Below are 20,624 nucleotides of genomic sequence, written 5' to 3'. Positions count from 1 at the left end.
CAACGGCCCGCACACGCGAGCCTCGAGCTGTACGGACCGGGTGTCCACCCTTCTCGGTTTATGAATGCATTCTGGTCATGACGGGCTGCCCACTATGAGAATCGTCCTGAAGTTCTCACCTGTCGCCCGGCGCTGCGGCGGGCGCGAACAACGCCGATTGAAGAAAGCGCTGTGCCGAGAGACCGGGTCGGACATCACGTGGGCGGCGATGGAGACTGCGCTCTGCGCAGAGAAGTCCGAGGTGTCGAACCGTACGCCGAGGGTCCACAGCCTCCCGCACTACGTATCGAACTACGACGCCATCGTCGACCGGTCACGGCCGGTCAGGATGTTGGAAATCGGGAGCTACCATGGCGACTCGGTACAGCGGTGGAAGGCATGCCTTCACCCGGACTCGCTCGTCGTGGGCATCGACCCAGACTCGCGGATGACCAAAATCGCCGATTCCAGCGGTGTGTACGTCCGCTTTGGGGGCGGGCAGCGGACTGCTCTGCTCAGCGAATTGGCGACGGCGTTCGGGCGCTTCGACATCGTCATCGACGTGGCGAGTCAAACAACCACGCGCATGACGGAGTCGTTCCGGTTGCTTTTCGACAGTGCACTGACGAAAGACGGCATCTACATTTTTGAGGACGTTTATTGCGATATCTGGACCTTGTACAACAGCTTTTCGGCTTCGGACATCCTCACGATATTGAGGGATGCACTGCGCGGACACTACCGAATCGCCACCAGCGTGGCCCATTTCCGGGCCGGGCATTTCGTTGTCGTGCACCGCACGCTGAGAAGTCCGGTAGTGAGCACCGGGAACTGAGGACTGCACTCGACGCCCATGATTCATAGGTACTGCATCAGTCACACGACTCCCCAACTGCCGAGCAGTTGGTATGACCGCTGCATCGCGCTCGGACAGTTTCAGCCAGATTCGGACCTTCACGTCAGGCAACTCGATCACTACTGGCACGAAGCGAGGCCCGTCGCCTACGGGGCTGCCGGGTCATACGTTTTGCCGATCGCCATCCGCAAATTTTCCCCGCAGGCCGACCTTATCGAAATATGCTCCTTCCGGAAGCGGATCTTGCCGTATCCTGCGGGTGTCGAGGCCAAAATATTTCCCACACTGAGGGAATTCGACCTCGAATACGCGTTAGCGGAGGACGATGTAGCATCGCAGTTCAGTTGGGAACCCGGATCAGGGTTTCTGGTTGCGCAACCCCTGTATTTCAAGAACACGGTATACCGGCATTATGCGTCGATCTACCGTAGCCGCGACTTTCACGATTACACCTCGATTGCCGTGGAGATGAACGTTCTCGATTCCTGCTCGGCATCCCAGTTCCTGGCGGCAAAGCACTTCATACCGGGAGGCGTTGAACTCGGAATTTTTCCGCGGTCTTGGCTGGTCGACGTGCTGTCGAAGCTGGAAGCGGTTGGTAGAGTGTTTCTGGAACGATACGGCTACCGGGTGCGCGAATATGACAAATATCAGGTTCGCGCCGTGGGGTTTCTCTCCGAAAGGCTCGGATCTTTTCTCTTGATTCGCCACCTGATGGACATCTATTCCAACCATATCCCGGCCGATGTATTTGGCTATATGACCGTCATTGTAAATGATGGTTCGCGTTACTCTGCGGGGCTTGGAGATGTCGAATCCGACAGGCCGGACCGCTTTCGTCTGAAAATAAGGAACGGAAAATGAAAGCCGTGCTGTTGGCCGGCGGTTTCGGGACACGCCTCCGCGAGGAGACCGTCGTCAGACCCAAACCCATGGTCGAGATCGGAGGGCGACCAATATTATGGCACATAATGAAGCTGTATTCGCATCACGGAATACACGATTTCATCGTCTGTTGCGGATACAAGAGCTATGCCATCAAGGAGTATTTCGCAAATTACTTCCTCCACATGTCCGACGTGACGTTCGATATGTCCATCAACAAGATGGAAGTGCATCGACACCACGCGGAGCCGTGGCGGGTGACTCTCGTCGATACCGGGGACGACACGATGACGGGTGGTCGCCTCAAGCGCGTGTCGTCGTATATCAAGGATGACGAGGCCTTTTGCTTCACCTACGGCGATGGACTCAGCAGCGTCGACATCGGCGCCAGCATCGAATTTCATCGTCGGCACGGTCGCCACGCGACGGTTACGGCAGTCCTTCCGCCCGGCCGCTATGGGGCCATCGAATGCTCGAACGACCAGGTCACGAGGTTCCTTGAGAAGCCGCGTGGCGACGGCGGTCTGATCAACGGTGGATTCTTTGTCTTGTCACCTGCAGTGTTGAATTACATCGACGGCGATGAGACAGCCTGGGAGCGTGAACCTTTGGCGCGTCTCGCGGCCGCCGGAGAGATGATGGCCTTCGTCCATTCCGGTTTCTGGCAGCCCATGGACACGCTCCGGGACAAGGATTTGCTCGAAACGCTGTGGAGCAGCGGCGAGGCGCCGTGGAAGTGCTGGCGTTGAACGCTTTCGGCGACGCCTACCGCGGACGTCGCGTGTTGGTGACCGGCCACACCGGATTCAAAGGCAGTTGGTTGTCTCTGTGGTTGCATGCGCTCGGCGCGGACGTGACCGGGCTTGCATTGAACCCGGCCTCCGAGCCCAATCACTGGGGCTTACTGAACCTGCCGATCCGGGCTCGCCACATCGACGTACGGGACGAAGAAGCGGTACGACGGATCTTCGACGCGGACAAGCCTGAGATGGTTTTTCATCTGGCTGCCCAACCGCTGGTCCTTCGGTCCTACCGTGAGCCGGTGACAACATGGGCCACCAATGTTTTGGGCACTGTGCACGTACTTGAGGCGGCTCGTCACACGCCAGGAGCGCGAGCGGTCGTCGTGGTGACAACCGACAAGTGTTATGAGAATCGCGAATCGCCCAGGCCCTACCGCGAACATGATCGGCTGGGAGGGCACGACCCGTACAGCGCATCAAAGGCCGGCGCCGAGTTGGTTGCGTCGAGTTATCGGACCGCATTCCTCCAGGAGACCGGCGCCCCGCTCTTGGCGACCGCGCGAGGAGGCAATGTGATTGGCGGAGGTGACTGGTCAGAAGACCGGTTGATTCCCGATCTGGTGCGTTCGGCGGTCGCAGGTGATCCACTCACGGTTCGATCACCACATGCCGTTCGGCCTTGGCAGCACGTATTGGACTGTCTGAGTGGATATTTGTTGTTGGGTCAGCGGCTTCTGCATGGCGACACCACTTGTGCCGAGGCGTGGAACTTCGGACCTGACACAGAAGAGAATCTCACGGTCGAACAGATACTAGAGCACCTCCTGTCGACCTGGCCACAACTTCGATGGCAGGTGGCCGCCACCGCGCATCCGCACGAAGCGACCTTGCTGCAACTCGACATCTCGAAAGCAAAGACGCATCTGGACTGGCGCCCCGTGTGGAACATCGGAGAATCCGTTCGCCACACGGCCAATTGGTATCGGCACCTGATCGAGTACGGCGAGGTGACCAGTATCCGTGAGTTGGCCGAATATACCGAGGACGCAGCCGATCGAGGCCTGAACTGGGCGATGTCATGAACCTGGTCGAGACCGGACTGCCCGGTCTGACCGTTGTGCAGTCCGCGCCGCACCGTGATTTCCGCGGGTCATTCACTCGTCTGTTCTGCGTCGAAGAACTTCAACCGCTGCTCGGCAGCCGACAGATAGTTCAGGTCAACCACTCTGTGACGACCAACGTCGGGACCGTACGCGGCCTACATTTCCAGTCGCCACCGCACGCGGAGATGAAGATGGTTCGCTGTGTGCGTGGGCGGGTCTGGGATGTTGCGGTCGACCTGCGATCAGGTTCCCCGACATTCTTGGAATGGCACGCAGAAGAACTGAGTCACGACGACGCGCGGATGATGGTCGTGCCAGAAGGCTTTGCCCACGGCTTCCAGGCCTTGGAGCCGGAAAGTGAAGTGCTGTATCTGACCACGGCCGCCTATTGTCCCGGCTCCGAAGGCGGACTTCGTCACGACGACACCCGGCTCGCCATTGCCTGGCCGCTGCCGATTCATGCCGTCTCACCGCGGGATCTGGCCCATCCACTGATTAATCCGGATTTCGGCGGAGTCGTACTGTGAACGGGTTTGCGGCACGTGTCGTCGCTGTGCGGCGAAGAACTCAGCCGACCCGTTTCAAGTAGCCATCCGGTGCCACCGTTATGAGCAACTTGTGTTGGATACTTTTGTCGATCTCGAACTCCGGGTGGTTTGTGAGGTATTGCCGCACTGCGGTTCTGGGGTTGTTACCGGGAGACCACGGGCGGTCCGGAAAAGTGTCAGCTGACACATCGTCGATGATGGTGTCGAAAACCACGCAGTAACTTCCTACCGACGTCAGGGGCGCATAGGCCTCCAGCTCGGCAAGCACGTGTGTGTGCGTGTGGTTGCTGTCCAGACACACGAGCACATGCTGGTAGCCGGCGGTGATTTCGTGCACTTGCCCGATCACCTCGGGGGCAACGCTGGAACCTTGGATCATCCGGATGCGCGATGCCATAGGGTGCGCGGCGATCGCCTCGCGGTTGTGAGCCCGGACATCGATGTCAATTCCCAGGACCTTACGTCGAGGTTTCGCGGGGTCGAGCGTGGTACCGGACTCGATGGCGTCGGCCAAGTCCAGTAACGCCAACATCGACGCGCTGAAGATGAGCGATCCCCCGTGGGCGATGCCGGTTTCGATGATCAGATCCGGGCGAACCTGCCAAATCAACTCCTGCATGGCGACAATGTCCTGTGGATACTGGATTATCGGCCGGGACATCCAGGCGAAGTTGTAGGAATATCTGGATAGCAACGACGTCTGCATAAATTCAGCGGCGCGGTCGTTGAGGGCGTCGTCGCGTGACATCGCCTCGATTCGAGCTACCACTTCTTCGGCGAACTCAGTCATTGCCCACCCCGACCACGTTGAATCGACCTCCGGTGATCTTGCGAATCTCATCCAGATAGTTGAGATTCATGGCGCAAATGTCTGATCCCGGCTCGAGCGCATCCATCCCCTCTTCGGGAGACATCACTTGCACGCCGGCTGCCGGAATGAACCCGCCGCGTTTGGCTGGACTGATGTCTATCAGGACGGACACCGCATTGCCGCAGCGTTCCCGCAGCAGCGAATAGATCACGCCTTTTGATGAAGCACCCCATACGGCTGGAGGTAACGGCGATTCGGTTCGCGTAGTGGGGGCGGTCTTCAGAAAATCTGCAGGGAAGTCCACACGATCTGTGGGGATCCTTTTCGGAGCCTGCAGTGTGCCCAGGTCCGCGACGACATACAGATATTGGCCGCCGAACAGATGTCCACCTTCGATCACTCGGCCGAACATCCGCGAAAAGTCGTCGAGGCGGAAATAATTGACGTGTTCATAGAAGATGTCAAACCAGGTTCTGGTCCGCATGATCCATTCGAAGCATGGCACTTCGATGTAAATCAGCCCTCCGCGATTGGCCTGCCCCAAGCGGTCGAGGAAACCAACGGGATCATGGACATGCTCCAACACATGACGAAGGATGATGCCGTTGGCCGACGGCGCCATGCCCTCGCCGAAATAGCAGCGTTGAACGGCCGGATTTTCGCCTTCATAAGTCGGATCACAGCCGGTGATCGAGCAGCCGCGAAGCTGGAGTAGCTCAAGGAAATAAGCCTTGCCGCAACCCACCTCGACCAACCCGTCGGTCCCGATGGTGCGCTCGACGATTGTGGCGACGCGCTCCAGATGCCGTCTGAACGCCGGACTGTGCGCCTGCTCGTTCTGGTAGTCGGCGCCATAGGTCATCAATTCCGGACGGAAGGCCTCGTTGTAGACGAGTCCGGTAACCTCGTCTTGCACCAGGCGAATATCTCCCCGTGGGCAGGCACGTGCATCCTTCTCCGAGCCGTACAGTCGGTTCTGGAAGATCGGAAATTCCGACTGCGTGTAAAGCGTTGTCGGCGTATCCATTACGCACCCTTCCTGGCATTGGCCGGCAGCGGCAGGTGCAGACGCCGGCGAGTGCTCGGGAGGCCATGGGAACTTGTATCGATTTTCGTTCTCTTCTCCGAGTGCTCGATCGACCGGCGTGTTAGCCTCCGCCTTGCGGGTGTGGGGCTTACCCACGCATACCTCGTGCGAACGCAGCGCAGGAAGGGTTCCGTGAATACTAGGACTCTTGGACGGACAGAGTCGTCGAAATGACGGCATTATGTCTTCCACGCCGTCAGGGCGGACCGCTTCGACCGAACGAGTTGGCCCATGCCGCGGTCATCGGCGCGCTCTCGGCGGTGGTGGTGATCATCGCCGTCGTCGTCCCTTTCACGCAGTCGTTGGGAGTGTTGGGTGTCGCGCTTCCCGGGCTGCTCGCTTATCGGTACCGCCTCCGTGCGGTGCTCGCTGCGACGTTCGTCGGTGCGATGATCACCTTCCTGGTCGCCGGGCTCGGCGGTGTGTTTGCGATCCTGAACTGCGCCTCGGTCGGCGGGTTGACCGGATCCGTCAGACGAAGAGGCGGTGGCACGCCGACTCTGCTTCTGATGTCGTTGCCGATCGGCATCCTCGTCTCCACCGGCTGGGTTGCGATCTTCGCGGTTTCGGTCGAACTGCGACACTTGATGTTTCGGGTGATCACCGCGACGGTGAACGGTCTGGCGACAGTCCTCGGCTGGATGGGACTCGACGAGGTGGGTACCGGGTTGCAGCACGGCCTTGCCGAGGGACTGCGCTATTGGCCGGTACTGCTCCTCGGTTATCTCGTTCTCGCGTATGTCTTCGCGTGTTTCGTCGCCTGGTCCGTGTTGTCCAAGCTCCTGGAGCGCCTGCGCGACATCTCGCCGAACGTGTCGAAGTTGGACATCCTCCAGGATCAACCGATTCGAGCCGACCAACGTCCGATAGCTCCGGTACCGGTGCGATTGGACAACGTGCGGTTCCGTTATCCAGGTGCTGAAGAAGACGCATTGCGCGAGGTCAGCTTGGATCTCCGGCCCGGAGAGCATGTCGCCGTCACGGGTGCGAACGGCTCTGGCAAGTCCACGTTGACGCTGATTCTCGCCGGCAGGGAACCGACGTCCGGCACTGTTCACCGCTCCGGTGCGGTGGGTCTGGGTCAGCCGGCCGGCACCGCAATTGTGTTACAGCATGCCAAGAGCCAGGTTTTGGGTACCAGGGTTGTCGACGATGTGGTGTGGGGACTGCCACCAGACGCCGATGTCGACGTCAACCGACTGCTGGCGGAGGTCGGCCTCGAGAATCATGCCGGCCACGAGACGGCAAGCTTGTCGGGTGGCGAACTACAGCGCCTCGCGCTCGCAGCCGCGTTGGCTCGGGAACCGGCCCTGTTGGTCGCCGACGAGGTAACCGCGATGATCGACGAGGAGGGCCGCGAAGCCATCCTGCGTGTGATGTCCGGTCTGACCGAGCGGCACAAGACCACTCTTGTGCACATCACGCACGACAACGATGCTGCCGCATCGGCGGATCGAACGATCGTCCTGGGCGATGGTCTGGAGACGACCGATTCGCTCGACACCTCGATGACCACGTCTGGGGCCGTTGTGGTGCAACACAGCTCGAGTACACCGGTCATCGAACTCGTGTGCGTCGGGCATGAGTACGGCATGGGCACGCCATGGGCGAAGACCGCATTGCGGGACATCAGCTTCGCGGTGGAACAGGGTGAGGGCGTACTGATCCAAGGTGGCAACTCCTCGGGTAAGTCGACACTGGCGTGGATCATGGCCGGCTTGACGATTCCCACGTCCGGCGTCTGCATGATCGACGGCGCCCCCGGCTATGAGCATGTCGGAGCGGTGGCGCTGTCGTTCCAGGCCGCTCGTCTGCAACTGATACGCAGCCGCGTTGGAGCGGAAGTAGCGTCGTCTGGCGGTTTTTCAGACCAAGATGAAACCCGTGTGGCTGAAGCGCTGGCAGCAGTCGGATTGGATCCCTCGATTGCCCAGCGGAGGTCAGACCAACTCAGTGGGGGCCAGCTGCGTCGAGTGGTGCTGGCCGGGCTGCTCGCTCGTTCTCCGCGGGCGTTGGTCCTCGACGAACCTCTGGCAAGCTTGGACGCCGCCAGTCAGCGTGGCCTGCTGCAGCTGCTGGCTCGACTGCGACGTGACCTGGGTCTGACAGTCGTCGTCGCCTCGCATGGCTCCGCTGGTCTGGAGGACGTCTGTCCCCGAACCCTGTATCTGCGCGAGGGTACGGTGGACGAAGTCTCGACGAGGGCGGGGAAATCGGGATGACAACCACATCGGATTCGACCACAGCCCGGGCACGACGTGGTTCTCGTCGGGTGCGATTACTGGTTCCGGTTCCTGGGACATCGGCTATCCACGAGTTGTGGGCAGGCACCAAACTCCTTGTTGTCTTCGCGTTCTCGGTGCTGTTGTGGTTTTATCCGGGTTGGCTGACGATCGGTCTCGGCTGGGCGCTGGTGCTCGCAGCCGCCTGGATCGCCCACATTCCGCGCGGCGTTTTGCCGCCGCGGCCGCGGCGGGTGTGGATCTTCTTTGCGCTGGCCTTCGTTTTCTCGACGCTGGCCGGAGGAAGTCCGGTCATCTCCTTGGGAGACATCGACCTCGAGCTCGGTGGCGCGTTGCATTTCCTGCGGGCCATCAGCGTGGTGTTCTTGCTGTTCGGTTTCGCGGCGATGGTCTCGTGGACCACGAATGTCGCTGAAATCGTTCCCGCGATGACCACATTGGCCCGCCCATTCGGATGGATTGGGCTGCCGATCCATGAGTGGGTGGTCGCGTTCGCGCTCGGGTTGCGTTCTTTCCCGATGCTGATCGATGAATTCCAGGTTCTCTACGCCGCCTACCGGCTACGGCCGAAACCGAAGCAGTCGAGTCGTAGGGCTCGCGGTCGGCAGCAGGCCGGCGACGTCATCGACCTGATAGCCGCGGCCATAGCCATGACCATGCGACGGGCCGACGAGATGGGTGATGCGATCACTGCTCGTGGCGGCACGGGCCAATTGGCTGCAGCTCCAGGACGACCGAAGATGGCGGACTGGGTGACCCTGGCGATTGTTGCTGCAGCCGGTGGTGCTGCTGTGACTGTCGAGACGATTTTCCACGTTTCCTGACCAACCGCAGCGTCGACGGTGGTCGACGGGACAGCCGATGCGAAGACAGCCAGTGTGCCGCCCGAAACACGGACAGCTCATCGAAACATCTTTTATGACTTGGCATCTGGCTTGGCAACGGGGAGTAACGCAATACCAGTTGCCTGGTACCTGATCAGAACCCTACTGAGGCGTCAAAAACGCCAACAGTCCGGTACCAACGCAGGTAGTGTTCGGGGCCGTGTGGGGTGTGCTGTTCGGGATGGCGATCATGTTCGCTGTCAATCCGGTGCTCCTCGCCGTGATCGTTCTGATGATCTCGCGCCCACGACCGGTGCAGAACCTCGCCGCGTACTGGCTCGGCAGCTTGATCGTCAGCCTCGCGGGTCTGCTGATTCCATTGATGGTGCTGCACATCGCGCCCGCTTTTCGGTCTTTCTCGGAGAACCTGACGACCTCGGGCAAAAACCCCACGGCACAACTGGTCCAGTTCGGTATGGGCGTCGCCATGTTGGCGGTCGCAGGAGTGGTGTCGGTGCGGGCCGTACGGGAGAGATCCCGCCAACCGGTACCCGCCGGTCGCACCGCGGACGGGACGCAGGAGGCGGCGGCGCCCGCTCAGATGATGTCACCGTTCGGCACGTCGCCCGATACGGCGCCGGCTGACGGGTCGCCGTTTCGCCGTCTCGTCGGTCGCCTCCAAGGCGCCTGGGAAGGCGGAGCCTTGTGGGTCGCGTTCGCGTTCGGCCTCGCCGGACTCCCGCCGCCAATGCTGGTTCTCTTCGTTCTCACCCCCATTGCGACCTCCGGATACCCGGTCGGTGTGCAGATTCTCGCCGTCATTCTGTTCGTGATCGGCATGTTCGCCGTTGTAGAGGTCACCCTGGTCAGCTATTTCCTCGCTCCGGCGAGGACCGTTGCAGTACTACGACCGCTACATGATTGGGCATTGGCTCATCGTCGGCATATGTTGATAGCGATTTTCTCGGTGGCCGGAGTGGTGCAGGTGATCAACGGACTCACGTGAGTAGCTCTCAGTGCCGCAACAAGACTCAGGCCCAGGTTCCACGGCGGCGGTGAGAGATCGCACGGATCTCGTATACGGCTTTCGCGACCGAGGGCCGGAAGAACCGGTTGACCTTCTCGAAGCGCTGGAAGTTATCGAACGCCATCCGGAAGCCACGTTCGGTCCCCCGGTACGACTCGAATACACGGTCCAGAGCCGACGGATCCCAGTGCTCGTCACGCGATGCCGCGCTCAACGCGTCGTACACCGTGGCAATCCAATCTGTACCGAAGGGCTCTGCCACCGGGCCGCAATATCGCTGACGATGGAGATCGGTACTCAAAAATGCCTCGATAGCGGCGTCCTCGCGACGGCCGAGGTCAATGTTCAGGGCCGTCGAGATCCGCTTCATCTCCCGCTGCCAGTCCTCCAGAAAATTGGCGTACTCCACAAACACCCTTGGTACGCCACGTGTTCCCGCCTCAGCCAGCAGACTGCCTTTGAGCCATAGAGCGCCGGCCAGTTCCGGCGAAGTACGGTTCAACGCCGCCAGCGAGGCGACAACTTCCTCCGGGTGGCGCACGGCGATGACGGCCGACACATCAAATCCGGCCAGATGAGCGCCCTCGAACCAAAGTTCGGTCAGCGAAGTGATATTCAAATCCTTGACGACCAGGAACGGTGCGCCCGTCAACGGTTCCAGAAACGCCTTGATCTCGTCGAGGCACGCGTCCTTCTCATCGACGTCGATCGTGCCAGGCTCCTGCAATCGCAGTGTCGGGTCGAACCATGCCGACCTGTGGCGACGTAGGATGGTGAAATTGATTCGGTGAGAGCCAAACGGTTCCCAATAGCCGCGGGGATTGCTGGAGTCCGACCCTACCAACTTGGGCGGCAACCCACCCCCGCACAACGACAGAACCCGGGTGAGCGCAGAAGTACCAGAACGGTTCACGCCCAACACGAACAGGACAAGTGGGCGGGCTGAACGGATCGCTTGCCCGTCCGCCGGTGTCATGCGCAGAACTTCGCCATCGCTGTTGCATTCAACGTAGGGCCGTCGTGTTCACCCATGAGCACCTCCAGCGGTGGACCGGTCGTGCCGGCGAGACATTCCGGCCAATAGAATTTCGAGGTCAAGTGACCGCGGCGACATTGAATCACGCGAGCCTCACACGTGTGGCGGCATCGGCGTGATTGTCAAAGTGGAGTTCTGATTTCCCCTCCTTGCCGGGTGCGACTGGCAACCGCGACGGTCGGCCCCAATCCTCGCCGGGTCCGGAACTGTATATCGATGTCTGGATCGGCGTGGTGGGCAAGCGCACGCAACGCCGACGGACTGTAGGCACGTAGTGAACTGATGACACCATCGTGTTGCAACGGCGAGAGCCGTATGAACGGCAAAGCCATCGCCAGCAATCCGATGTGGAGCGGCGCCGGGGGTCTGGGAAGGTCGACGATCAACAACTTCGTGGCTGCCCTGGTTCCGGAGTCGAATACCCGTGCGGCAAGCTCAGGTGGCAGGTGATGCAAGGACAGCGCAAACACCGCGAGGTCGTAATGGCCCTCGGGCACATCGATTGCAGTGGCGTCCATTTCACATATCTTGGCCCGCGGATGAGAGCCGAGATCGCCCGCAGCGGCGATGGCCACAAACGTGGGGTCGATGTCAGTGACCGTGACCTCCGCGGTGGGGTGCTTCTGAAGTAACTTGCGCGACAGTCCGCCAAGGCCGGCACCGAGTTCGAGGATTTTGGGAGCGTGTACACCGGCCACTTCCCGGAGCGCGAACCGGGCGCACTTCTCGTGAACGCCGATCCGCCGCCGTCGCCCGGCGCGGTCGAGTGAATCCATCACCGTGCGCTTCAGATCCGCCACATCGTCGCGGTCCAAGTACTCCAGCCGCTTGGTCTGCAGCCGTCGATCCAACCACGAAGCCGCGGGTCCCCCTCGGGGCATGCTCGCAATGTCATCGGTACCACTCGACACGTAGAACATGATGGATCATCAGAGCGTCACGTGGGTTCACACTCGCAAACTCAAAGCAGTTGCAGTCAACGTGGGTGGCTCAACGTCGGCTGTGAATCCATGCCGATGCAGGTTTTCCGCACCGCATCGCCGAAGACTCGTTAGGCTACCCACAATTCAGTGAATTCATCTCGTCTAACGGCGCCCGCGCACAAACATAGGGGCTGCTCGAGCGAACAGCTGAGGACGAAGGGAGTTGTGGTGCCCGGGCAGACACATCGTGTGCGTCAGGCCTTGATCGAGCGGCGCGCCGCCAAAGCGACTGCAAGACCGGACAATCGGCTGGCATTGGCCGATGAAGCACTGTTGGCAGAGCATCAGGCCGCGGGCATGAACGTGGTCATACAGGTGACCTGGCTTTACGAACATGCCATCGACTCAGATGAGCTGCGTCGGTTCCACCGTAATCTCGGCCTTGGGTTGTTGGGGCGCCGTATCGAGCAACCAGCACTACCAATTGCCCGCCACCGTTGGGTCGTGGATCGGGGACCTTCGGATGCCGACTTCATCGAGCACATCCGTCCCCGCGCCGAATTCAGCGACTGGGTCGACGAACGCTCGCAGCTGCCGATCGACGCTGTGGCGGGGCCCGGCTGGCATCTCGGCGTCGTTCCTCTCGACGATGGATCGACCGCGGTGAGCCTCGTTTTGTCGCACAACCTGATCGATGGCTTGGGGTTGGCACTGGTGATCATCGAAGCGGCCCTGGGCAAGACACGCGACCTTGGATACCCGGCGCCGCAGTCACGGACTCGGCTGCGTGGAGTTGTCCAGGATGCGCGGCAGACAGCGCGAGATGTGCCCGAGGTGGCCCGAGCACTGACAACGGCCGTCAAGTTGGCCCGAAGTCAGTCCCGTGCTGCAAACAGAAGTAACCCCACCTCGGCGGCAAAGCCGGACGCCCTCAGCGAGATTGGGCGCGACGACGTTGTGCTCGTACCTGCCATCACGGTCTACGTCGATCTCGATGACTGGGATGCCCGGGCCGAAGCGCTTGGCGGAGCGAGTCACACGCTGGCCGCGGCCTTCGCTGCCAAACTCGGGGAGCGTGCGGGGCGCAGGCGCGCCGCCGACGGTGCCGTCACGCTGCAGATCCCGATCAGTGACCGCACCGAGGAAGACACGCGCGCGATGGCGCTGTCCTATGCGCGCGTCACCATCGACCCCTCGCCTCTCACCACAGACCTCCGCGACGCGCGGGCCGCCATCAAACAGACGCTCAGGACGATGAAGGACACACCGGACGAGTCCAGACAGCTGCTGTGGATACCGTCATTCGTACCGAAGCGGTCGCTCAAACGGATGGCCGCCAGGGTGCCGGCCGATCCTGATCAGTCAGTGTTCTGTTCATATCTCGGCGATCTCGATTCGGTTATCGGCTGCCCCGACGGCACCGTCGCCGAGGTGGAGAACGCACGAGCAACTGGCCAACGCGAGTCGCGACATCTGTTGGAGCGTATCGGTGGTCGAATGTTCATCTTGTCCGGGCGTATCAACGGCAAGATCTTCATCAGTGTCGGCTCCTACCAGCCTGGCGCAGTGAACACGAAGTCGGCCCTGCGTGATTTGGTGCAGGCCACACTCGACGATTTCGAGTTGACGGGCGTAATCGAGTGATGCCCGAAGGCTGACAACTTCGCCGGGTTCGTGCGCAGCCTGGCGCGATGTCAGAAGTTGTGGCAGGTGTTGAATGCCTGTTCGATGGTGCCGAGGTACGGTTGAAACATCGGCGCATTCGCCACGTCTTGTGCTGTTTGTACCCGGCCTTCCGGTGGCGCAGCAAGAAATTCACGGAGGCCGCGCTGCAAGATCGGCGACTTGCTGAATGCGTTGGCGACTTGCGGATCCTGGGCATTGAGCGCCGATACCAACTGGGGATAGCTGCACGTCGTGTTGATTGCGGCGTCCAAGTTGGGCGCCGCCGATGCGATGCCCGATCCCCCGGCCAACAACAGTGCCAGTCCTCCGAGTCCGACGGACAATCTGGTCAACGACAGACGGAACATGGTCAATTTTCCTCTCTCCCATTGGTTGTGCTTTTCACCGGTACGACAACAGTGTGAAATCACACCTCCTGCTTGATCAGTGGGCTGGCGGACGTCGTGACCGGCCCCAGCACCGCACTTGCCGGTCGCTGCCGAACTCGCAGCGGCCACCAGAACCACCGGCCCAACAATGCCGCGATCGCCGGCGTCATGAATGCACGTACCACCAAGGTGTCGAACAACAACCCCAATCCGATGGTGGACCCGACCTGCCCGATGATGCGCAGGTCACTGACCACCATCGACAACATGGTGAACGCGAACACCAGGCCGGCAGTGGTCACCACCTTCCCGGTGCCGCCCATCGCCCGGACGATGCCCGTGTTGATGCCTGCGCCGACTTCCTCTTTCATTCGCGACACCAGCAACAGGTTGTAATCAGATCCCACGGCCAACAGCACGATCACCGACATCGCCAGCACCAGCCAGTGCAGCTCGATGCCCAGAATGTGTTGCCAGACGAGCACCGAGAGCCCGAACGCCGCACCCAGCGAAAGAGCCACCGTTCCAACGATCACCAACGCGGCCACGAAGCTTCGCGTGACAACCAGCATGATCCCGAAGATCAGACACAGCGCTGCGACACCAGCGATCAAGAGGTCATATCTCGACCCGTCACGCAGGTCCTTGTAGGTTGCGGCAGTACCGGCCAGGCGGATCGAGGCGTTCTCCAAGGGTGTCATCTTGATTGCCTCCTCCGCGGCCGTCCGCACGGCATCGACCCTGGAGATACCCTCGGGCGTCCCGGGATCACCACGGTGGGTGAGGATCAATCGCACCGCCTTGCCGTCCGGCGAGAAGAACAAGCTCATCGCGCGTTGGAAGTCTTTGTTCTCGAACACCTCTGGCGGAAGGTAGAACGAGTCGTCATTCTGTGCGGCGTCGTAGATTTTTCCCATCGAGGTGGCATTGGACGTGGTGTCGTCCATAATGGCGATCATCCCGGACATGGTGCTGTGCATCGTCAGCATCATGGTCCGCATCGATTTCATGATCGCGATCATCGGCGGCAACTGCGTGACCAGCTGTGCCTGCAACCCGTCGACCCGGACGAGGTTGTCGAGAAGCTTGTGGAGTTGAAGGCTGAGCTTGTCGGTGCCGTCGAGGGCGTCGAACACCGATCGGATCGCGAAGCAGACCGGAATGTTGTAGCAGTGGCCCTCCCAGTACAGGTAGTTGCGCAGTGGCCGGTAGAAGTCGTCGAAACTCGCCACTGTCGCCATCAGCTGATCGGTGAGTTCTGCAGTCTCGCCGGTCAGTTCGACTGTGTTGTGGGTGATCGAGCCCATCAACCGCATCAGGTTGTAGGTGCCCTCCATCTGCGTGATCATCTTCTGCATGTCGTCGGCCTGCTTCACCATGTCGTTCATCCGATCCTTGGCGAACGGCATCACCTGAAGAAGTCCCGCGCTTTGCAGGCTGATCTGAAACGGGATCGACGTGCGTTCGATCGGACTGCCTTCGGGCCGAGTGATGGTCTGCACCGTGGCGATACCCGGCACCTCGAAGATGCGTTTGGCCAGCTTGTGCAGCACCAGAAAGTCGGTGGGGTTGCGCATGTCGTGGTCGGCCTCGAGCATCAGGATGTCGGGCGTCATCCGCGACTCGGGAAAGTGTCGTTCCGCTGCGGCATATCCGACGTTCGCCGGGATGTCTTGGGGCACATACAGTCGGTCGTCGTAACTGGTCTGGTATCCGGGCAGAGCCAGCAGGCCGACGAATGCCACTGCACAGGCGGCGGCCAGGATCGGCACCGGCCAGCGGACCACCGCGGTGCCCACCCCACGCCAGCGCCGGACCATGAGCTTCCGCCTGGGCTCGAACAGCCCGAATCGACTACCGACGGCGATGACCGACGGAACCAGCGTGACAGCCACCGCGACGGCCACGGCCATACCGACAGCCGAAGGAATGCCCATCGTCTCGAAATAAGGCAGGCGGGTGAAACTCAGGCAGTAAATGGCTCCGGCGATCGTCAAACCCGACGCCACGACCACTTTTGCGACACTGCGATACGTGGTGTAGAAAGCGGATTCTGGGTCTTCGCCGGCTTGCCGGGCCTCGTGATAGCGGCCGATGAAAAATATGCCGTAATCCGTTCCGACCGCGATCCCCAGCGATACCAGCAGATTGACCGCAAATGTCGAAAGTCCAAGGACCTGATGGTCGCCGAGGAACGCGACGACGCCCCGGGCCGCCTGCACTTGTATTCCGACCATGGCCAGCAGAAGGACGACGGTGGTGATCGAGCGATACACGAAGAGCAACATCGTGAAAATGACCACCAGGGTCACCAGCGTGATCTTCATGATCGAGGAGTCACCGGCGTGGTTCATATCCGTCACCAGTGGAGCAGGGCCGGTGACATAGGTCGTGACGCCAGACGGTGGCGGTGTTTTGGCCACGATGCCCCGGACCGCTTCCACAGATTCATTTGCCAACGCTTGACCCTGGTTGCCGGCCAGGTTCAGCTGCACATAGGCGCTGCGGCCGTCTGCACTCTCGACACCCGAGGCGGTGAGCGAGTCGCCCCAATAGTCCTGTACGTGCTGCACATGGACGGTGTCTGCCCTCAGGTGACGAATGAGTTCGTCGTAATAGCGGTGCGCGTCTTCACCAAGGGGGTGCTCCCCCTCCAAGACGATCATCGCGACGCTGTCGGAATCGGATTCGGCGAACACGTCCCCCATGCGCTGCATCGCCTGAAACGACGGAGCGTCCTTGGGCACCAACGGTACGGAGCTTTCCCGCCCCACCTGTTCCAGCGACGGAACCGCAAAGGTGACCACGGCGATGAGTGCCAGCCAGCCGAGGATGATCGGCACGGCGAGCCGATAGATCATCGCTGCCATGCCGCTCAGCGCTCTTGCCTCTGCAGGATGGACCGCACGAGCTGACCACGGCCGGGTGTCCGCCGTGCTGCGCTGAGCGGGCGTGGGTGCACCCGTTGCGGCCACCAGAACCATCGTCCGAGCAGCGCCGCGATCGCCGGCGTCATGAACGCCCGCACCACCAACGTGTCGAACAGCAATCCGACACCGATGGTCGCGCCCAACTGGCCGATCGTGACCAGGTCGCTGACCACCATCGCCAACATGGTGAATGCGAATACCAGGCCGGCGGCAGTCACCACCTTGCCGCTACCGCCCATGGCCCGGATGATGCCGGTGTTGATGCCGGCGCCGATCTCCTCCTTCATCCGTGACACCAGCAGCAGGTTGTAATCCGAGCCCACTGCCAACAACACGATCACCGACATGGCCAGCACCACCCAGTTCAACGGCATACCGAGGATGTGCTGCCAGATGAGCACCGAGAGCCCGAATGCCGCGCCCAGCGAGAGCGCCACGGTACCCACGATCACCAGCGCCGCGATCAAGCTCCGCGTGACGATCAGCATGATCCCGAAAATGAGACACAGTGCCGCGACAGCCGCGATCAGCAGATCGTAGGTCGAGGCTTCCACCAGATCTTTCACCGATGCTGCGGTGCCGGTGAGATAGATGCCGGCGTTCTGGAGCGGTGTGCCCTTGAGCGCTTCCTGCGCTGCGGTTTCGATCGGGTCCACCAACGACATGCCTTCGGTCGTCGCCGGGTCGCCGCGTTGGGAAATCAGCATGCGGGCCGCCTTCCCGTCCGGCGACAGGAAGATATCCATCACACGTTGAAAGTCCTTGTTGTCGAAGACTTCTGGAGGGAGGTAGAAGGAGTCGTCGTTCTGCGCGGCGTCGAATGCCTTGCCCATCGCGGTGGCGTTGTCGGACGTCGCCTCCATCTGCTCCATGATTCCGGACATGGTGCTGTGCATCGTCAGCATCATCGTGCGCGTGGATTCCATGGTCGAGATCATCACGGGGAACTGGGCCGCCAATTGGGGCAGGATTTCATCGAGCTGATCGAGATTGGCAACCAGATCGACCATCTTGACGGTGATCTGGTCAATGCCGTCGAGTGTGTCGAAGACCGATCGAATCGACGAACAGATGGGGATCGTGTAACAGTGCGGTTCCCAGTACAAGTAGTTGCGGATGGGCCGGAAGAAGTCGTCGAAATTGGCGACGTGGTCACGCAATTGGTTCGTTGTCTCTTGCAGCTCATGAGTGTCGGCGACCATCCGATGGGTCGTGTCGACCATCTCTTCGGTCAGCGCCTGCATGCGCTTGACGATTGCGATCGTCTTGGTCATGTCGTCGGCCTGGACCAGCAGATCGTTCATCCGGTTCTTCTGAAACGGCATCAGATGCGTCTGCGAGGCATTGCTCATGCTGAGCATGAACGGGATCGTGGAATGCTTGAGTGGCTCACCACCGGGTCGAGTCGGTGCCTGAACCGTCGACACGCCCGGCACCGACAACACGCCCTTCGCCAGTTTGTTCAGCACCAGAAAATCGACCGGGTTCCGCATGTCGTGGTCGGCCTCGATCAACAAGATGTCGGGCGCCATCATCAATGACTGCGGGAAATGCCGTGTGGCCGCTGCGTAGCCGACATTGGCCGGGATGTCCTGGGGTATGTACTTCTGATCGTTGTAGCTGGGCTTGTAGGCGGGAAGCGCCAACAGGCCGATGAGCGAAACGGCGCAGGTGGCAATGAGAATGGGACCCGGCCACCGAACGACCGCTGTTCCCACCTTTCGCCAGCGACGGACCGTGATCTTCCGCTTGGGCTCGAACAACCCGAAGCGGCTTCCTACCGCGATGACCGCGGGTACCAAGGTGACGGCTACCAAAACCGCAGCCACCATGCCGACCGCGGTGGGGACGCCGAGAGTCTGATAGACGGGTAGCCGGGTGAAATGCAAACAGAGGATTGCTCCGGCAATCGTCAATCCGGAACCCACGACCACCTTCGCGACGCTTCGGAACGTCGTGTAGAACGCCGCCTCTTTGTCCTCGCCGGCCTGTCGCGCCTCTTGGTAGCGTCCGGTGAAGAATATGCCGTAATCCGTTCCGGCCGCGATCGCGAGCGCGACCAACAGATTGACGACGAACGTGGTTATTCCGATGACCCCGAGACTGCCCAGCAGTGCGACGACCCCGCGAGCCACCGTCAGTTCGATACCCACGACCACCAGCATCAAAATGACGGAGACGATCGATCGGTAGACGAGCAGCAACATCACGAAGATCACCGTGAGGCTCAACGAGGTGACCAGTGCCACCGTCCGGTTGCCGGCCGGACCCAGATCCGCAGCGAATGCCGCCGGTCCGGTCACATAGGCCTCGACCCCTGACGGCGCCGGGATACGGTCGACGATTTCCCGCACGGCCGCAACGGATTTGACCGCTGACATCTCCTGGTTGCCGATCAGGGTCACCTGCACATAGGTCGCCTTGCCGTCGAGGCTCTGCGCGGCGCCCTGGGTCATCGGGTCGCCCCAGAAATCCTGGACATGCTCGACGTGGGTGGTGTCGGCTTTCAACTGACGAACCATCTCGTCGTAATAGCCGTGGGCCTCGTCGCCGAGGGGTTGTTCACCCTCCAGGACGATCATCGCGACCGCACCCGAACCGGCTTCACCGAACAGCTCGCCCATGCGCTGCATCGCCTCGAACGAGGGTGCAGCGGTGGGATCCATGGCTACCGCATGCTCTTTCTCCACCTGTTCGAGCGACGGGACCGCGACGCTCAACAAGACTGTGATCGCCAGCCAGCCAAGGATGATCGGTATGGACAGCGTGCGAACCAGGCGCGCGATGACCGGCCGGCGTCCGCCGATCGGCAGCGGCTCCGTCACCGGTTCGCTGTCGGTGCTCATGCGGCCTTCAGCTGGCAGAAGGTGAACGCGCTGACGCCGGACCGGACTTTCTCATCCTTCACCTCGTCGCCGACCAGGATGCGACACCCGATCGACTCTGTGTTTCCCTGTGCGGTCACGTTTCCCATCGCCGTGGCATCCGAGATCGGGAATTCCAGTGACCAGGGCAGTATCGCCTCCCTGATGAGTTGCGGCTCGGCATCGGCGTCGAAGTAGCTGATGGTCGCCACCGTCCCCGGGGGTCCGAATACCTCGTACACCAGATGCTTGGGGTCGTGCGGGCGCTTCTCCTCGCGCTCGGTACTGGTGTAGGTCGGACGGCTGTGGCTGCCGAAGACACCATGCAACCGCGAGACCGTGAATCCACCTGCGACAGCGACCACCACGAGCACCAGCGGAATCCACAGCCGCTTCAGAATCCTGAAAATCGCGAGTTCCTCCGCCTGTCTCCGTGCCGGCACCACGAGAGGTGCGCGAACATGCATCTACAGATCGGATGCGAACTCGGCGCAATGCCCAAGCCTGGGACGCGGTGGCAATCCAGGCCCGACCATGCGCACACCGCCGCGAACGCGTGGTGCGCCATGGTGAGCGCGACCCGATCCCGACGAGTAAATCACGCCGGTGCGTCAATAAAGGCGCAAACGACAGAGTTCGTCGGAATCGCCTCGACGCCTTGATAATCACCCGGTAGCGACGGGTGCTGGCACACCCTCCACGCACGCACCA

The 20,624-nt window shown here is 61.1% G+C and carries 17 protein-coding genes; 9 read left to right on the top strand and 8 right to left on the bottom strand.

Annotated features, from left to right (window positions below):
* Window positions 1-94 precede the first annotated feature (94 nt).
* From A5740_RS15470 to A5740_RS15450, 5 genes are all read left to right on the top strand, one after another.
* Window positions 95-814, top strand: a complete 720-nt coding sequence (locus A5740_RS15470) for a hypothetical protein (protein ID WP_076195361.1) — start codon at window positions 95-97, stop codon at window positions 812-814.
* Window positions 815-1,006: 192 nt separating this feature from the next.
* Window positions 1,007-1,699 (top strand): hypothetical protein, encoded by a 693-nt coding sequence (locus A5740_RS15465; protein WP_139335150.1) that lies wholly within the window; start codon window positions 1,007-1,009, stop codon window positions 1,697-1,699.
* Window positions 1,696-2,469, top strand: coding sequence for a glucose-1-phosphate cytidylyltransferase (gene rfbF / locus A5740_RS15460; protein ID WP_076195359.1), 774 nt, complete (start codon window positions 1,696-1,698; stop codon window positions 2,467-2,469). Before A5740_RS15465 ends, rfbF begins: the two co-directional genes overlap by 4 nt.
* A complete protein-coding gene (rfbG, locus tag A5740_RS15455; RefSeq protein ID WP_076195375.1) occupies window positions 2,451-3,545 on the top strand; it encodes a CDP-glucose 4,6-dehydratase in 1,095 nt (364 codons plus the stop codon). Before rfbF ends, rfbG begins: the two co-directional genes overlap by 19 nt.
* Window positions 3,542-4,093: a dTDP-4-dehydrorhamnose 3,5-epimerase family protein gene (locus tag A5740_RS15450; RefSeq protein WP_076195358.1), complete on the top strand. Its 552-nt coding sequence runs from the start codon at window positions 3,542-3,544 to the stop codon at window positions 4,091-4,093. Before rfbG ends, A5740_RS15450 begins: the two co-directional genes overlap by 4 nt.
* Window positions 4,094-4,133: 40 nt before the next feature.
* Here the strand turns inward: A5740_RS15450 and A5740_RS15445 are convergent, their stop codons facing one another.
* Together A5740_RS15445 and A5740_RS15440 are read right to left on the bottom strand one after the other, a co-directional pair.
* Window positions 4,134-4,904, bottom strand: coding sequence for a cephalosporin hydroxylase family protein (locus tag A5740_RS15445; protein WP_076195357.1), 771 nt, complete (start codon window positions 4,902-4,904; stop codon window positions 4,134-4,136).
* A complete protein-coding gene (locus A5740_RS15440) occupies window positions 4,897-5,952 on the bottom strand; it encodes a class I SAM-dependent methyltransferase (RefSeq protein WP_076195356.1) in 1,056 nt (351 codons plus the stop codon). Before A5740_RS15440 ends, A5740_RS15445 begins: the two co-directional genes overlap by 8 nt.
* 230 nt (window positions 5,953-6,182) lie before the next feature.
* On the opposite strand from A5740_RS15440, the gene A5740_RS15435 reads away from it, so the two are divergent.
* The 3 genes from A5740_RS15435 to A5740_RS15425 all read left to right on the top strand — a co-directional run bounded on the left by A5740_RS15435 (window position 6,183) and on the right by A5740_RS15425 (window position 10,085).
* Entirely contained in the window at window positions 6,183-8,234 is a 2,052-nt protein-coding gene (locus tag A5740_RS15435) for an ATP-binding cassette domain-containing protein (RefSeq protein WP_083654151.1), read from the top strand.
* The gene (locus A5740_RS15430; RefSeq protein WP_076195354.1) at window positions 8,231-9,079 is read left to right on the top strand and encodes a CbiQ family ECF transporter T component; all 849 of its coding nucleotides are present in this window, start codon (window positions 8,231-8,233) and stop codon (window positions 9,077-9,079) included. Before A5740_RS15435 ends, A5740_RS15430 begins: the two co-directional genes overlap by 4 nt.
* A gap of 220 nt (window positions 9,080-9,299) precedes the next feature.
* Window positions 9,300-10,085 carry a GAP family protein gene (locus A5740_RS15425; RefSeq protein WP_076195374.1) on the top strand — a complete coding sequence of 262 codons (786 nt, stop codon included), beginning with the start codon at window positions 9,300-9,302 and terminating at the stop codon, window positions 10,083-10,085.
* A gap of 25 nt (window positions 10,086-10,110) precedes the next feature.
* On the opposite strand, the gene A5740_RS15420 is transcribed toward A5740_RS15425, so the two are convergent.
* Both A5740_RS15420 and A5740_RS15415 read right to left on the bottom strand, forming a co-directional pair.
* A complete protein-coding gene (locus A5740_RS15420) occupies window positions 10,111-11,082 on the bottom strand; it encodes a sulfotransferase family protein (RefSeq protein WP_076195353.1) in 972 nt (323 codons plus the stop codon).
* A gap of 182 nt (window positions 11,083-11,264) precedes the next feature.
* Window positions 11,265-12,062, bottom strand: coding sequence for a class I SAM-dependent methyltransferase (locus A5740_RS15415; protein ID WP_076195352.1), 798 nt, complete (start codon window positions 12,060-12,062; stop codon window positions 11,265-11,267).
* A gap of 231 nt (window positions 12,063-12,293) precedes the next feature.
* Between A5740_RS15415 and A5740_RS15410 the strand changes: the two genes are divergently transcribed.
* Window positions 12,294-13,709 carry a hypothetical protein gene (locus A5740_RS15410; RefSeq protein WP_076195373.1) on the top strand — a complete coding sequence of 472 codons (1,416 nt, stop codon included), beginning with the start codon at window positions 12,294-12,296 and terminating at the stop codon, window positions 13,707-13,709.
* Between the two features lie 50 nt (window positions 13,710-13,759).
* Here the strand turns inward: A5740_RS15410 and A5740_RS15405 are convergent, their stop codons facing one another.
* The 4 genes from A5740_RS15405 to A5740_RS15390 are packed head-to-tail and all read right to left on the bottom strand — an operon-like array spanning window position 13,760 to window position 20,302.
* Complete coding sequence (locus tag A5740_RS15405; RefSeq protein WP_076195351.1) at window positions 13,760-14,098, bottom strand: hemophore-related protein; 339 nt, start codon at window positions 14,096-14,098, stop codon at window positions 13,760-13,762.
* A 59-nt stretch (window positions 14,099-14,157) separates the two neighbouring features.
* Entirely contained in the window at window positions 14,158-16,989 is a 2,832-nt protein-coding gene (locus A5740_RS15400) for an RND family transporter (RefSeq protein ID WP_076195350.1), read from the bottom strand.
* 5 nt (window positions 16,990-16,994) lie between these two features.
* Entirely contained in the window at window positions 16,995-19,895 is a 2,901-nt protein-coding gene (locus A5740_RS15395; RefSeq protein ID WP_076195349.1) for an RND family transporter, read from the bottom strand.
* Window positions 19,892-20,302 carry an MmpS family transport accessory protein gene (locus A5740_RS15390; protein WP_083654155.1) on the bottom strand — a complete coding sequence of 137 codons (411 nt, stop codon included), beginning with the start codon at window positions 20,300-20,302 and terminating at the stop codon, window positions 19,892-19,894. Before A5740_RS15390 ends, A5740_RS15395 begins: the two co-directional genes overlap by 4 nt.
* Window positions 20,303-20,624 lie beyond the last annotated feature (322 nt).

The sequence above is a fragment of the Mycobacterium sp. GA-1841 genome (genome assembly GCF_001954135.1).
GTDB lineage: Bacteria > Actinomycetota > Actinomycetes > Mycobacteriales > Mycobacteriaceae > Mycobacterium.
The sequence above is the reverse complement of the archived record's forward strand: the minus strand, read 5'-3'. Positions and strand labels throughout refer to the sequence as shown.

Bases quoted from the DNA above. Each gene is read 5' to 3' on its own strand.
- A5740_RS15470 (WP_076195361.1), top strand. From the start codon at position 95: ATGAGAATCGTCCTGAAGTTCTCACCTGTCGCCCGGCGCTGCGGCGGG.
- rfbF (WP_076195359.1), top strand. From the start codon at position 1,696: ATGAAAGCCGTGCTGTTGGCCGGCGGTTTCGGGACACGCCTCCGCGAG.
- A5740_RS15450 (WP_076195358.1), top strand. From the start codon at position 3,542: ATGAACCTGGTCGAGACCGGACTGCCCGGTCTGACCGTTGTGCAGTCC.
- A5740_RS15445 (WP_076195357.1), bottom strand. From the start codon at position 4,904: ATGACTGAGTTCGCCGAAGAAGTGGTAGCTCGAATCGAGGCGATGTCA.
- A5740_RS15440 (WP_076195356.1), bottom strand. From the start codon at position 5,952: ATGGATACGCCGACAACGCTTTACACGCAGTCGGAATTTCCGATCTTC.
- A5740_RS15435 (WP_083654151.1), top strand. From the start codon at position 6,183: ATGACGGCATTATGTCTTCCACGCCGTCAGGGCGGACCGCTTCGACCG.
- A5740_RS15430 (WP_076195354.1), top strand. From the start codon at position 8,231: ATGACAACCACATCGGATTCGACCACAGCCCGGGCACGACGTGGTTCT.
- A5740_RS15420 (WP_076195353.1), bottom strand. From the start codon at position 11,082: ATGACACCGGCGGACGGGCAAGCGATCCGTTCAGCCCGCCCACTTGTC.
- A5740_RS15415 (WP_076195352.1), bottom strand. From the start codon at position 12,062: ATGTTCTACGTGTCGAGTGGTACCGATGACATTGCGAGCATGCCCCGA.
- A5740_RS15405 (WP_076195351.1), bottom strand. From the start codon at position 14,098: ATGTTCCGTCTGTCGTTGACCAGATTGTCCGTCGGACTCGGAGGACTG.
- A5740_RS15400 (WP_076195350.1), bottom strand. From the start codon at position 16,989: ATGGCAGCGATGATCTATCGGCTCGCCGTGCCGATCATCCTCGGCTGG.
- A5740_RS15395 (WP_076195349.1), bottom strand. From the start codon at position 19,895: ATGAGCACCGACAGCGAACCGGTGACGGAGCCGCTGCCGATCGGCGGA.